The organism is Roseovarius sp. YIN77 (assembly GCF_057219155.1).
Genome location: NZ_JBXVVI010000023.1, coordinates 1 through 14,072 on the forward strand (window position 1 = coordinate 1; position 14,072 = coordinate 14,072).

Consider the following 14,072-nt stretch of genomic DNA (forward strand, 5'->3'; position numbering starts at 1 on the left):
GAGCCAGAGCCAGAGCCAGAGCCAGAGCCAGAGCCAGAGCCAGAGCCAGAGCCAGAGCCAGAGCCAGAGCCAGAGCCAGAGCCAGAGCCAGAGCCAGAGCCAGAGCCAGAGCCAGAGCCAGAGCCGATCTCTGTTGTGCCGACAACCGTCGACGCCCCCAAAGCCGATAAACCCAGCCTGATCGGGCGGTTATTGGGGCGCGGTACGCCGAAAACTGTCACCCGTCGGGTGTTGGATGATGACATGCTGGAAAGCCTGGAGGAGCTCTTGATCGCCTCTGACATGGGCGTCGATACTGCCCTGCGGGTGACGGCCAATATGGCCGAGGGGCGGTTTGGCACGAAACTTTCCACCGACGATATCAAACGGCTCTTGTCAGACGAGATCACCCGGGTCATGGACGCAGTCGCCAAACCCATGCCGCTTTACGCCAAAAAACCGCAAGTCGTGTTGGTGGTGGGCGTCAACGGGTCAGGCAAGACTACGACAATCGGTAAATTGGCCAGCCAGTTCAAGGCCGCAGGCAAATCCGTGGTGATCGCAGCCGGCGACACGTTTCGCGCCGCAGCCGTCGAGCAATTGCAAGTCTGGGGGGATCGCGCCGGTGTGCCGGTTCTGACCGCGCCCGAAGGATCTGATCCGGCCAGCCTCGCCTTTGACGCGATGACCAAGGCCGAAGCCGACGGCGCAGACCTTTTGCTGATTGATACAGCGGGGCGTCTGCAAAACCGGGCAGACCTGATGGAGGAGCTGGCCAAGATCGTCCGCGTGATCCGCAAAAAAGACAACAGCGCCCCGCACAATACCTTGCTGGTGCTGGACGCCACCACTGGGCAAAACGCGCTGAACCAGGTCGAAACCTTCCAAAAACTCGCCGATGTGTCGGGCCTTGTGATGACCAAGCTTGACGGCACCGCCAAGGGCGGGGTTTTGGTGGCACTGGCTGATAAATTCGGCCTGCCGATCCATGCCATCGGCGTGGGCGAACAAATCGACGATCTGGCCCCCTTTGATCCGCGCGAATTTGCCGATGCGCTGACGGGGCGTGATGGCTGAATTTTCCGATATTCCAGCCAGTGTGTGTGAATATATGGCGCTCAGGGATGCTGCTGGACTGGGCTCTTTTTCTGAGACGGCCTCCCGCATTGCACTGGAAAATACATTGCATGGTGTCTGGCTTCGGAAAGAGGACAACTTGATTGGAATGGCGCGTCTGATTGGAGATGGTGGCTGTTTTGCGCAGGTCACTGATGTCGCTGTTTTGCCCTCCTACCAACGACAAAGATATGGCCTGCGGATTATGCAAGAACTGATGCGCTGGGCAGAGACCAACCTGCCCAGTGATTGCTACATTAGCCTGATCGCGGATGAAGGGGCAGAACGCCTGTACGAACGCGTAGGGTTTAGGTGTCGCACCGGCATGGCGCGTTTGGTAGGATGAGCGACTGGCTGATTTCGCTGGAAGGGACCGAGGCCGGTCATCATCTGGCGCTGATCTTGGCGTTGTTTGCGGCCTTTACCCATGCGATTTTCGGTGCCTTGCAAAAGGGGCGACATGATCCGTGGTTAACCCGTGGTGCGATTGATATCAGCTATTGCTTGATGGCTGCGCCATTTGCGTTTTTTGTGGTGCCATGGCCAGAGCCATTCATGTGGCCGATCTTTGCAGGCGCCTTTGTCATTCACGTGGCGTATAAAGTGTTGCAGGCCATGGCCTATAGCCGCGGGGCCTATACGGTGGTCTATCCGGTGGTGCGCGGGACAGGGCCCTTGTTTGCGGTCATCGGGGCCTATTTGCTGTTTGGCGAGGTTTTCACGCTGACCCAGTGGGTTGGCGTTGCCGTGCTGTTGTCGGGCATTTTCGGGCTGGCGGTTTACAACCTGATCTTTCTGGAAACGGCGCGCGACACATTGGGTGCGGCTTTGGCATTGGCACTGCTGACTGGCCTGACCGTGGCGCTTTACACCACCTATGATGCATATGGGGTCCGGGCGACGGCCAATCCGTTTACGTTTCTTGCCTGGTTCTTTTTCATTGATGGGCTGTTTATGCCGATCATTGCAGCCCGCCGCTGGTTGCGGATGTCTGATCGGCCAACATTGGGACCGCTGATGGTACGCGGCATATGTGGTGGTATTCTGGCCTTTCTCAGCTTTGGATCAATCATTGTTGCCACCCGGCTGGACAAGGTGGGGGAGGCCGCGGTATTGCGCGAAACCTCCACCGTTTTTGCAGCGCTGATCGGCTGGGTGGTGTTGAAAGAAACCGTCGGCCCGCGCCGGGTGGCGTTGATGGCCTTGATTGCGACAGGCGCGGTTATCGTTGAAATGGGTGGTTAAGAAAGGCAGAGCATGTCAGATAAATCAATCAATCCCTTCGTCAAGCTTGGCCTGGAACTGGGCCCGATCATTGCCTTTTTCGTGGCCTATGGCCGGGTCAAGGAAAACACATATGTGGTTGGGGGGACGGAATATTCCGGGTTCATTCTGGCAACTGCGGGGTTCATCCCGCTTCTGGCCCTGACCACGTTCATTCTATGGCGCCTGACTGGCCATGTTTCGAAAATGCAGCTGATGACGCTGGTTTTGGTGGTGGTTTTTGGCGGGCTGTCCATCTGGTTGAATGATGAGCGGTTTTTCAAGATGAAGCCGACAATCATCTATGCCCTTTTTGGCGGTATTCTGGGCTATGGGCTGATGCGCGGGCACAGCTATCTGCAATATGTGATGGAAGAGGTCATGCCGATGAAGCCTGCGGGCTGGTTGATCCTGACCCGCCGATTTTGTGGGTTCTTCTTTGTCCTTGCGATCCTGAACGAGTTTATTTGGCGGACCATGTCCACTGACGCCTGGGTCAATTTCAAAACCTTCGGCCTGACCATTGGCATGTTTGCCTTCATCATGTTTCAGGCGAAACTTTTTGAGACCTACAAGATCGAAGAGGCAGAGTAACCGGTTCAACCGGTCTGGCTGAAAATCTCTTCCCGGTGGGCGATATCTGCCGGGGTCTCTGAGCGGCGGTGATATTCCAGCATCCGGCCTGCCTTGAACGCGGGTCGGCGTGCCATCTGATACAGCCAGCGTTTCACATGCGGCAGCTCATCCAGTTTCTGTTCCTGCCGCAGCCATTGTGACACCCAGGGCCATGTCGCGATGTCAGCGATGGAAAAGAAATCACCAGCCACAAACTCATTTTCCGACAACTGCCTGTCCAAAACCTCGTAAAGCCGACGGGTTTCCCCCCGGTATCGAGTCTGCGCATAGGTAACGTCCAGATCTGGCCTGCCGCGTGGAACATACAGCAGGAAATGATGCGCCTGCCCAGCCATCGGGCCGACGCCACCCATCTGCCACATCAGCCATTCCTCAACCCGCACCCGTTCGCGTTCGGTCGATCCGTAAAACCGCCCGGTCTTGTGCGCCAGATATTGCAGGATCGCCCCGCTTTCAAAGATCGTGATCGGGGTGCCATCCGGCCCGTCAGGATCAACAATCGCGGGCATCTTACCGTTGGGCGAGATTGCCAGATATTTCTGCTGATGCTGATCCCCGGCATCTATGTCGATCAGATTGACCGTGTAGGGCAGGCCAAATTCTTCCAGTGCGATGCTGATCTTCCAGCCATTAGGCGTGGGCCAGAAATAAAGCTCGATTGGCTGTGTCATCGGATGCTCCTGCCTAGTTGTCGGGCAGGATGACCCGTGCCCCCGGGAAAGATCAAGTCACGACCCTGTCATTTTGGCAGTTTGAATTCGGACATGGCCCGGGCTTCCTGCAGCAGGCTGGCCAGAACCGGGGTATGGGGTTCTTGGTGCGGCGCGATAAGGCCAATCTTATGTGTGGCATCGGGTTTGGACAGCGGGATCGTCGCCAGATCATCACGGGGCAGAAAAATTTCGCTGGCCTTTTGCGGCAGGATTGTCGCCCATTCACCGCTCAGAACATGGCTGATCAGAACAATAGTGGAATTGGTCTCGACCGTGGCAGAAACGGAAATACCGACACTGCTGAGATACTGATTAATGATCCTGCGGTTCTGCATATCCGGGGTCAACAGGCACAAGGGGATATCTGCCAGTTCCGCCCAGGTCATATGATCGCGCTTTGACAACTGGTTATCGCGGTGCACCACCAGCGAATATCGCTCGGCATAGATTGGCACCGTTGTCACCCGGCCCAAGGGCTCATTGTCCAGATAGGACAGGCCAGCGTCGATTTCGATATTGTCCAGCATGTTCAGGATTTCTGCAGATGTGCGCGACAGGATCGTAAAACGCACATTGGGGTGGCGCGCCGAAAATCCGGCGGTCAGTTGCGATGCCATGGTCAATGCGGTCGGGATGACGGCCAGCCGCAGATTGCCTGACAGGCCCTCGCGCAGTGTGCGCATTTCCTCGCGCATGGTACGGGTGTCGCGCACGATCCGGCGGGCCCATTCCAGAACTCTCTGACCTTCGGGCGTCAGCCCCTGATAGCGCGATCCGCGCCAAACCAGCATCACGCCCAGCTGATCCTCAAGCTGCTTGATGCCCGCAGACAGGCTGGGCTGCGTCACCCCGCAAACATGGGCGGCACGGCCAAAATGCTCTTCATTGGCGAGCGCTATGAACATTTCCAGCTTGTCAATCATGCCCGACTATTGCGGCAATTCAGGGAAAAAGGAAAGCGGCTCGACCTCTGTCCGTTCCCGCGCTATCACCGATGCGACGCTTCGGGGGAAATATGATGAGGCCACAGCCGACGGTCATCGCTGAAATTCATGCATCTGCACCGCGCCGTTACTTTGCCTTGGCGGTGCTGGCCTGTCTGGCCGCGTGCCTGATTTATCTGGCCATGGCCTATCCGCCGGCCGGGATCGGATGGCAGATTTTCCTCTTGGCCATGGCGGCGGGCACAATTTGGCTGCTCAACGCCTTGTATCATGCCAGCGCAAAAGGGTTGGTCCTGACCGCCGACGATCTGCGCACATCGGATGGTGAAACTCTGGTCAACGTGACCGATATTCTATCGGTGGAACGGGGCACTTTTGCCTTTAAACCGTCTAACGGATTTACCCTAAGGACCAACGTGCCCGCCCCTCGGCGCTGGGCGCCGGGCATGTGGTGGCGTATGGGACGGCGAATTGGTGTGGGTGGCATAACAGGTGCGTCTCAGGCCAAAGCCATGGCCGAAGCCATCGCAATCATGCTGGCCAAACAAAAAGAAGATTGACCCCAGGTCTTTGCCCGAGAAGCAAGAGCGGGATGCCCTGTTGCCCATTGTCTGATCGTCAAAGGACCTTGGGCAAGCCGTTTTTGGTTGTGAAAACGTCGGAATTCGGGATTAGTATGGGACGTCACTACTTATTCTACACGCATTATAAAAAAGAACAGGGAGTTTAGTATGGCCGTTGCGAATGAGCCGAGTTTCAGAGAATCCGTAGACTTGATGTTTAACAGGGCCGTTGCCCTGATGGACCTCGCGCCGGGACTCGAAGAAAAAATACGCGTCTGTAATGCGACTTACACGGTTAGGTTCGGGGTGCGCCTGCGGGGAAAAATGCATACCTTCACGGGTTATCGTTCGGTTCATTCTGAACATATGGAGCCGGTAAAGGGTGGTATCCGTTACTCCACCGCGGTCAATCAGGATGAGGTCGAGGCGTTGGCAGCGCTGATGACCTATAAATGCGCGCTGGTCGAGGCCCCGTTTGGCGGGTCCAAAGGCGGGCTTTGTGTCGACCCCCGTGAATGGGAAGAACATGAGATGGAGGCAATCACGCGCCGTTTTGCCTATGAGCTGGCCAAACGCGACCTGATCCACCCATCGCAAAACGTTCCGGCCCCCGACATGGGCACCGGTGAACGCGAAATGGCCTGGATTGCCGACCAATATGCCCGCATGAACACAACCGATATCAACGCCAAGGCCTGTGTCACCGGCAAGCCCCTTAACGCTGGCGGCATCGCCGGTCGGGTAGAGGCCACCGGGCGCGGTGTTCAATATGCGTTGCGGGAGTTTTTCCGGGACGAGCGTGATATCGCCAAGGCTAATCTCTCTGGCACTCTTGATGGTAAGCGGGTGATCGTGCAGGGCCTGGGGAACGTGGGGTATCACGCAGCGAAGTTTCTGAAAGAAGAAGACGGATGCAAGATCATCGCGATCATTGAGCGCGACGGCGGGCTGCTGGATGAAAACGGCCTGGACGTTGACGATGTGCGCTCCTGGATTGCCAAACATGGCGGTGTGGATGGCTACCCGTCCGGTAAATACATCAAAGACGGATCCAAATATCTGGAACATGACTGCGACATCCTGATCCCGGCGGCGCTGGAAGGGGTGATCAACCTGTCAAATGCCGCGAATGTAAAGGCCCCGCTGATTATCGAGGCCGCAAACGGCCCCGTGACCGCAGGTGCAGATGAAATTCTGCGCAAAAAGGGCACCGTGATCATTCCCGACATGTATGCCAATGCTGGCGGTGTGACAGTGTCATACTTTGAATGGGTCAAAAACCTCAGCCACATCCGCTTTGGCCGGATGCAGCGCCGGTCAGAGGAGGCCCGCGCGCAACTGATCATCGAAGAGCTTGACCGCCTAAGCGCCGATCGTGGCATGGGCGCGCTCAGCGACAGCTTCAAGGCACAGTATCTCAAGGGTGCTGGCGAGCTGGAACTTGTCCGCTCCGGCCTTGATGACACAATGCGGATTGCCTACCAGTCGATGCGCGATATTTGGCACAGCCGCGATGATGTCGAGGATCTGCGCACCGCAGCCTATCTGGTTTCCATTGGAAAAGTTGCTGACAGTTACCGCGCCAAGGGTCTGTAATACCGATTCTAAATTAACCAACCCGGCGGTCCAATCTGCTGGGTTGACTTGACTAAAAGCCCTGATTTTGCAGGGTTTCCGGCGATTTCGCCGTAAAATCGCCACAATTCACCCCCACGAAAACCCTATTCCTTGATGATTATTAATCAGTCGGGTGCCGCGCATTGCGGCAGTTTTGGCTGTGAATGATTGATGAGGATAGACTGATGGGTAGCCGGTTTTCCATTGCAAAAACACTCCAGCGGTTCGGCCGTGATCAGACGGGCAGTATGACCATCGAAGGCGTCCTGTGGATCCCCGCCTATGTTTTCCTCATGGTGATGGTCGCGGATGTTTGTTTCGTATTCTACGGTCAAGCCAATGCCCTGCGCTTGGTGCAGGATGCCAATCGCTCGGCGTCGACCGGGATGTTTACCAATGACACCGATACGACCAATGACGACGCGGAACGCACGACAGGTATCACTGATTTTTTAACAACACGGCTGGCCACCAACAATATCACCCCCACCTCAATCGACGTGACATTCACTGACAAAGTTATCACCACCACGCTTCGAATGCCTGCTTCTGATTTGGATGCGGTTGGTCTGTTCGATGTGCTCAGCGGCGTATCGGTATCCGTCAGAACCCAACATTACGAAGAATTCTGATTGCGAGCCAGCAAAGGGATTAGCGACATGAAACATATCCTTCACCCCGTCGGAAAGTTCGTCAAAGATGTCTCTGGTGCAATCAGTGCCTTTAATATCTTCGTTTTTTTCGCACTCCTGATGATCGGCGGCCTCGCCATTGACGTTTTCAGTGTTTACGAAGCGCGAACTCGGTTGCAGGTGGCTGCCGACGGTACAGCCCATGCAGCCCTGTATAATTTGCACGCGACCGACGCGGACTCGCTTGCAGCGGCGGCAACAGCTGCCAGGGTTGCCGCTATGAACCTGGCAGAGGCCGAAATGCCCAGCAGCCACTACGGGTCTGTCCTGACATCTTCTGATATTGAATTCGGGGATTGGGATTCAGACACCCGCACATTTACAGTAAATGCTATGTCGGACGAGGCCGTGCGAGTCAGCACGCAACGCGCAGCAGACAATGCGAACGGCGTGTCCACTTTCTTGCTGAAACTGGTTGGCGTGAATGAATGGAGCGTGGAAACCCCATCCGTCTTTGAAACCTATATTCCCAGTTGCATGAAGCAAGGTATGGTTGCCCAGGGTCCGATCGATTTCCAAGGTAACAGCCACTATGCAAACGGATTCTGCATTCATTCGAATTCCTATGTAAAAATTGGTTCTAACAACGTCTTTGAAAGAGGTACATTTGTGACGATGCCAGATCTATCTGATCTTGAACTCCCGGCATCGGGCTACGATACCAATACCGATTTGGACTTGGCTCTGGATGATCAAGCCTATTCAATCCAGGAATTGAATTTATTGCCCGGATGGATCGACGATCTTTGGGCCGGAGACCTCGTCGGATATGCAGGACGCAACTCTAGTAGTCTGGAGCAGCCAAGCTATATAACTAACACCTCCCCGGTAAGGCACAGAAGTGGCGGTTTCAGCCCGGGCGACGATCTGGTACCAAACCGGATCAATGCGATTACTTGTCCCGCAAATGCGAGTTCGCCAATCGTGTTCAGTGACGCCCTCTACCAAAACATGATTATCGTCACCAACTGCCTCGTTCGCTTCACCGCAAACGTGGCGCTTCAGGATATGATCATCGCCGTCGACAACAGCAGTTCAATGTCCTTTGAAGCAGCCGCCGCGCTTGTTCTGGGCGAAGATGATGATTGTGATGGGACAGGCGGTGGCGTGACTATTCTGACCAAAGGCGATTTCAACGCAACTTCCAATGTAGAAGTCTATGGCAGCAAAGTGATCGCCCTCGGGGACATTTCGTTTACCTCTAACGGAAGCGGACTTGAAGGCGCCTCCTTCATCGCGGGTGGAACGATTAGCTCCACATCTAACAATGTCTTGGCTTTCTGCCCGGGTGATGGGGACAACATCTTTAACCCGGCCTACTTCCGTATGGTGATGTAACACTCTTGACATAATCACAAAAACGCCCGCAACCCTCGGTTCGCGGGCGTTTTTTATGGCTTCGTTCGAAAGCGTCCCCTTTTGTCGTATATTGATCTCGATTTAGGTCGAGCGATCTGACAGGTTTCAAATAGCGACGGACCATTGATCTATTGGGGGCAAGATGCGCTTTTCTGCGTGGCAAATCCTGAAACAGGGCCTGACCGGCAATAAGGGCTGGCAGCCCCATTGGCGCAGCCCGGAGCCCAAGTCAGACTATGATGTCATCATCATCGGCGGTGGCGGCCACGGGTTGGCCACGGCCTATTATCTGGCCAAAAACCACGGGCTAACCAATGTCGCCGTGCTGGAAAAGGGCTGGATCGGCGGCGGCAATATCGGGCGTAACACCACCATCGTGCGTGCCAATTACATGATGCCGGGCAATTCCGAATTTTTCTCCCACTCCCTGAAATTGTGGGAGGGGATGGAGCAGGACCTGAATTTCAACACCATGATGTCCCAGCGCGGGCAGATGGTGTTGTTTCACTCTGATGGTCAGCGCGACGCGGCCGTGCGCCGTGCCAACGCCATGCGCAATCAGGGCGACGATGCAGAACTGTTGGACCGCGAGGGCGTTCGGCGTGAACTCCCCTATCTGAATTTCAACGATGCGCGCTTTCCGATCTATGGCGGCATCCTGCAACGACGGGCAGGCACCGCGCGCCATGATGCGGTGGCGTGGGGCTATGCCCGCGGTGCCGACCAGCGCGGCGTCGATATCATCCAGAATTGCGAGGTCACGGGCATCGACATTGAAAACGGCCGGGTCAGGGGCGTTCAGACCTCTCGCGGGCCGATCCGGGCAAAGAAAGTCGCGATCTGCGTCGCGGGCCGGTCGAGCCAGGTCGCGGCCATGGCCGGGATGCGCCTGCCGATTGAAAGCCACATCCTGCAGGCCTTTGTCACCGAAGGGCTGAAGCCGATCATTCACCACGTCGTCAGTTTCGGCATGGGGCATTTCTATATCAGCCAATCCGACAAGGGCGGGCTGGTCTTTGGTGGCAATCTGGACATGTATTCGTCCTATGCCCAACGGGGCAACCTGCCGATGGTCGAACATGTGATGGAGGCCGGAATGGCCCTGATGCCCTCGATCGGCAAGGCCAAGGTCTTGCGCAGTTGGGGTGGGATCATGGATATGTCGCCAGACGGCGCGCCGATCATTGATAAGACCGACACAAATGGCCTCTTCCTGAACAGCGGCTGGTGTTACGGCGGGTTCAAGGCGGTACCGGCGTCAGGCTACGCCTATGCCCATTTGATCGCCACCGAAACGCCACATGACACCGCCGCCCGCTACCGGCTCGACCGCTTTGCCACAGGCCATAATCTGATGGACGAAGAGGGCACCGGCAGCCAGCACAACCTGCATTAGGGGGAACAACAGATGCGTATCACATGCCCCCTTTGTGGGGACCGGGACAGACGGGAATTTTACTATCAGGGTGATGCAGTTGCCCTGAGCCGACCGGCACCGGATGCGGGCGAACAGGCATGGAACGATTACCTCCACAACCGTGACAACCCGGCAGGCGTCACCCGCGACCTGTGGTATCACGAAATGGGCTGTTCCGCCTGGGTCGTTGTCACCCGCAATACGGTGACGCATGAGGTGTTGGAAACCGCGCTGGCCTCTGACATGAAAACAGGGGGTCGTGATGAGGGTTGAGGGCAAGGGTCTGATCGACAGCAGTCAGCCGGTCAGTTTCCGCTTCGATGGCAAGACCATTCAGGGGTTTCAGGGCGACACCATCGCCTCTGCACTTTTGGCCAATGACATCCGGCTGGTCGGGCGCAGCTTCAAATACCACCGCCCGCGAGGCATCTTGAGTGCTGGTTCAGAGGAGCCCAACGCCCTGATGACCATTGGGCAGGGTGGGGCGCAGACACCGAATGTACGCGCCACCGTGCAGGAAATCTATGACGGGCTGGAGGTGCAGAGCCAGAACCGTTGGCCTACGCTCGCCACCGATCTGATGCAGGTCAATGATCTGGCCTCGCGCTTTCTATCTGCCGGGTTTTATTACAAAACTTTCATGTGGCCAAAGGCGTTTTGGGAAAAGATTTATGAGCCGATCATCCGCCGCGCGGCCGGTCTTGGGGCGCTGTCGGGGCAGGCGGATACGGCCCTGAACGAACGTGCCTATGCCTTCTGCGATGTGCTGATCATTGGGTCCGGCCCTGCCGGGCTGATGGCGGCGCTGACCGCCGCGCGCGCCGGGGCTGATGTGATCTTGGCAGAGGAGGACAGCCGGTTCGGCGGCAGGCTTTTGTCTGAAACCCACGAACTGGATGGTAAGCCGGGGCATGTTTGGGCGGATGAAATCATCGCGGAACTCTCCGCTATGGCTAATGTCCGCCTGATGCGCCGCACCGCTGTCGTTGGGGCCTATGATCAGGGCACTTATGCTGCAGTCGAGCGAGTTTCTGACCACCTCGCCAACCCGCATCCCGACGCGCCGCTGGAATGTTTTTGGCGCATTGTCGCGAAACGCGCGATCCTGTGCGCTGGTGCCCTGGAACGGCCCGTAGCGTTCCCAAACAACGACCGCCCGGGCATCATGACCGCGGGCGCGGTGCGCAGCTATTTGAATCGCTGGGGCGTCGCGCCGGGCAAACGCGTGGCGGTCTTTGGCAACAACGACGATGCCCGCCGCACCGCCCATGATCTGGTGGCGGCGGGGGTGGAGGTCGCCGCCCTGATCGACAGCCGCACCGGCATTGATGTGTCCCCCGATTTCCGTGTGATCGAAGGGACCGAGGTCATCGATACCAAGGGGCGGTTGGGCCTCCAATCCATTACTGTGCGTACTGGATTTGGTGAGGAAGGCATAGAAGCGGATTGCCTTGCCATGTCCGGCGGCTGGAATCCGACCCTGCATCTGACTTGTCATATGGGCGGACGCCCGATTTGGAACGACACGATCACAGCCTTTGTGCCCCAACCGGGTGCGGTTCCGGGGCTGGATGTGGCAGGGGCTGCGGCGGGCGTGTTTTCCACTAAGGGTGCGCTGAAATCCGGGGTTTACCGCGCGAAAAAGGCACTGGATGATCTGGGGCTCACGACCCCCTCCATGCCGTTGCCCAAGGCCGAGGATGGCACGTACAGCCTGTCACCATTGTGGGAGGTCAGCGGAAAGGGGCGTGCCTGGCTGGATTTCCAGAACGATGTCACCACCAAGGACGTGAAACAGGCTGCCGCAGAAAACTACCGATCCGTCGAACATATGAAACGTTACACCACGCAAGGCATGGCGACCGATCAAGGTAAGAATTCGAATGTTGGCGCGCTGGCTGTGCTGGCCGATGCGACCGGTCGGGGTATCCCGGAAACCGGTACCACGACCTTCCGACCGCCCTTCAATCCGGTGGCGATTGCAACGATGGGGGCGGGCGGCGCAGGCACGGGATTTGCCCCCCAACGGTTCCTGACCTCGCATGAGGCGACAATAGCGCGCGCTGCCCCGATGATTGAGGCAGGCCTCTGGTATCGGCCCAGCTATTTCCCGCAAACCGGCGAAACCACGTGGCGCCAAAGCTGTGATCGCGAGGTCCTGATGGTGCGCGATACCGTGGGCATCTGCGATGTTTCCACCCTGGGCAAGATCGACATTCAGGGCCCCGATGCCGGCGCGTTTCTTGATTTCGTCTACACCAACATGTTTTTAACGCTAAAGGTTGGGCGCGTGCGTTATGGCCTAATGCTGCGCGAGGATGGCCATGTCATGGATGACGGCACCACCGCGCGGATGGGCGACAGCCACTATGTCATGACCACAACGACCGCTGCAGCGGGCGAGGTCATGCGCCATCTGGATTTCGCCCATCAAGCGCTTTGCCCACAGATGGACGTTCGGTTCATCTCTGTCACCGAACACTGGGCACAGTTTGCCGTGGCTGGGCCGAAATCGCGCGATCTGCTGAACACGCTCTTGGATCATCCTATCAACGATACCCAGTTCCCCTATATGTCCTGCGGTGAGATCAGCATTGGCGGCACCAAGGGGCGGCTCTTCCGCATCTCCTTTTCCGGCGAACACGCCTATGAACTGGCCGTGCCTGCGCGTTTTGGCGAGTCTTTATTCCGCGACCTTCTGGCCCGCGCTGAAACCATGGGCGGTGGTGCCTATGGGATGGAGGCGCTGAATGTCATGCGCATTGAGAAGGGGTTCATCACCCATTCCGAAATTGATGGCCGGGTGACAGCGGATGATCTGGGTATGGCGGGTATGGTGTCGGCCAAAAAAGACTGCATCGGCAAAACCGCTGCCGCGCGCCCCGGATTGCACGGTGATCACCGCGGGCAACTGGTCGGGCTGAAGCCCGTCGCGGCAGGCGATCAGATTACGGCGGGTGCGCATCTGTTCACCACAGAGGACGATCCCACGCGCGTGAACGATCAGGGCTATGTCACCTCTGTCTGCTACTCGCCGGTCTTCCAACATGATCTGGGCCTCGCATTCCTGAAAAACGGCCGTGCGCGGTATGGGGAGAAGATTGAATTGGTCGATCACGTGCGCAATGTCCGAACCACCTGTGAGGTCACGCATCCCGTATTCCTTGATCCGAAAGGGGAGAGAACCCGTGGTTGAACTGATTGCAAAAACTCCCTGCGCAGGTCTCTCACCTCTGACCATCGGGATGCTGTGCCTGATAGAGCAGGCACCAGACCACATCACCTCCATCGCGCCCTATGCGGGGCAGGAGGGGGCCGTATCAGACCAGTTGAAACAGGCCTTTGGTCATCCTCTGCCGGGGGCGCGGGCGACCTGCGGGGATGACGCCACTCGCCTGATCTGGATGGGACGTGGACAGGTGTTTCTGATCGGTCCTGCCGCACCAGAAGGGCTGAACGGTCTTGCCGCGATCACAGATCAAACCGACGGATGGGCCGCGATGCGACTGTCTGGGCCGGGGGCGACGGATGTGTTGTCACGCCTGACGCCGCTGGATCTGCGTATCTCATCCTTTGCAATCGGCCAAACCGCCCGCACAGAACTTGCCCATATGATGGGATCAATCACGCGTATCGATGACCAGACTTTCGACATGATGGTCATGCGCAGTTTCGCCCGGACTGCGGTGCATGATCTAAGCCGCGCCATGAAAATCGTTGCTGCCCGCGCGGGCTGAACCCGCGGGGGAGTATTTAGACCAAAAAGAAAGGGC

Annotated in this window: 14 protein-coding genes; 12 read left to right on the top strand and 2 right to left on the bottom strand. The window is 57.3% G+C overall.

Annotated elements, in window-relative coordinates; all coding sequences use genetic code 11:
• From ftsY to AC2D8P_RS14925, 4 genes are all read left to right on the top strand, one after another.
• The coding region (gene ftsY, locus AC2D8P_RS14910; RefSeq protein ID WP_484703597.1) for a signal recognition particle-docking protein FtsY at positions 1–1,056 on the top strand (1,056 nt) is incomplete at its 5' end.
• Complete coding sequence (locus AC2D8P_RS14915) at positions 1,049–1,441, top strand: GNAT family N-acetyltransferase (protein ID WP_484703598.1); 393 nt, start codon at positions 1,049–1,051, stop codon at positions 1,439–1,441. The genes ftsY and AC2D8P_RS14915, both read left to right, overlap by 8 nt.
• Complete coding sequence (locus tag AC2D8P_RS14920; protein ID WP_484703599.1) at positions 1,438–2,340, top strand: EamA family transporter; 903 nt, start codon at positions 1,438–1,440, stop codon at positions 2,338–2,340. The genes AC2D8P_RS14915 and AC2D8P_RS14920 overlap by 4 nt, the downstream gene beginning before the upstream one ends.
• A gap of 12 nt (positions 2,341–2,352) precedes the next feature.
• Positions 2,353–2,952, top strand: coding sequence for an inner membrane-spanning protein YciB (locus AC2D8P_RS14925; RefSeq protein ID WP_484703600.1), 600 nt, complete (start codon positions 2,353–2,355; stop codon positions 2,950–2,952).
• 5 nt (positions 2,953–2,957) lie between these two features.
• Here the strand turns inward: AC2D8P_RS14925 and AC2D8P_RS14930 are convergent, their stop codons facing one another.
• Together AC2D8P_RS14930 and AC2D8P_RS14935 are read right to left on the bottom strand one after the other, a co-directional pair.
• Positions 2,958–3,665 (bottom strand): glutathione S-transferase family protein, encoded by a 708-nt coding sequence (locus AC2D8P_RS14930; protein ID WP_484703601.1) that lies wholly within the window; start codon positions 3,663–3,665, stop codon positions 2,958–2,960.
• 68 nt (positions 3,666–3,733) lie between these two features.
• On the bottom strand, positions 3,734–4,630 hold the full coding sequence (locus AC2D8P_RS14935) for a LysR family transcriptional regulator (protein ID WP_484703602.1): 897 nt from the start codon (positions 4,628–4,630) through the stop codon (positions 3,734–3,736).
• A 95-nt stretch (positions 4,631–4,725) separates the two neighbouring features.
• Here AC2D8P_RS14935 and AC2D8P_RS14940 point away from each other — a divergent pair, with 95 nt between their 5' ends.
• The 8 genes from AC2D8P_RS14940 (at position 4,726) to AC2D8P_RS14975 (ending at position 14,036) form a co-directional block, all read left to right on the top strand.
• On the top strand, positions 4,726–5,211 hold the full coding sequence (locus AC2D8P_RS14940) for a hypothetical protein (protein WP_484703603.1): 486 nt from the start codon (positions 4,726–4,728) through the stop codon (positions 5,209–5,211).
• 171 nt (positions 5,212–5,382) lie between these two features.
• Entirely contained in the window at positions 5,383–6,810 is a 1,428-nt protein-coding gene (locus AC2D8P_RS14945; protein ID WP_484703604.1) for a Glu/Leu/Phe/Val family dehydrogenase, read from the top strand.
• 206 nt (positions 6,811–7,016) lie between these two features.
• Complete coding sequence (locus AC2D8P_RS14950; protein WP_484703605.1) at positions 7,017–7,463, top strand: TadE/TadG family type IV pilus assembly protein; 447 nt, start codon at positions 7,017–7,019, stop codon at positions 7,461–7,463.
• A gap of 27 nt (positions 7,464–7,490) precedes the next feature.
• Positions 7,491–8,861, top strand: a complete 1,371-nt coding sequence (locus AC2D8P_RS14955; protein ID WP_484703606.1) for a Tad domain-containing protein — start codon at positions 7,491–7,493, stop codon at positions 8,859–8,861.
• Positions 8,862–9,024: 163 nt separating this feature from the next.
• A complete protein-coding gene (locus AC2D8P_RS14960; RefSeq protein ID WP_484703607.1) occupies positions 9,025–10,278 on the top strand; it encodes a sarcosine oxidase subunit beta family protein in 1,254 nt (417 codons plus the stop codon).
• Between the two features lie 12 nt (positions 10,279–10,290).
• Complete coding sequence (locus AC2D8P_RS14965; protein ID WP_484703608.1) at positions 10,291–10,572, top strand: sarcosine oxidase subunit delta; 282 nt, start codon at positions 10,291–10,293, stop codon at positions 10,570–10,572.
• Positions 10,562–13,495 carry a sarcosine oxidase subunit alpha family protein gene (locus tag AC2D8P_RS14970; protein WP_484703609.1) on the top strand — a complete coding sequence of 978 codons (2,934 nt, stop codon included), beginning with the start codon at positions 10,562–10,564 and terminating at the stop codon, positions 13,493–13,495. The genes AC2D8P_RS14965 and AC2D8P_RS14970 overlap by 11 nt, the downstream gene beginning before the upstream one ends.
• The gene (locus AC2D8P_RS14975; protein ID WP_484703610.1) at positions 13,488–14,036 is read left to right on the top strand and encodes a sarcosine oxidase subunit gamma; all 549 of its coding nucleotides are present in this window, start codon (positions 13,488–13,490) and stop codon (positions 14,034–14,036) included. Before AC2D8P_RS14970 ends, AC2D8P_RS14975 begins: the two co-directional genes overlap by 8 nt.
• Positions 14,037–14,072 lie beyond the last annotated feature (36 nt).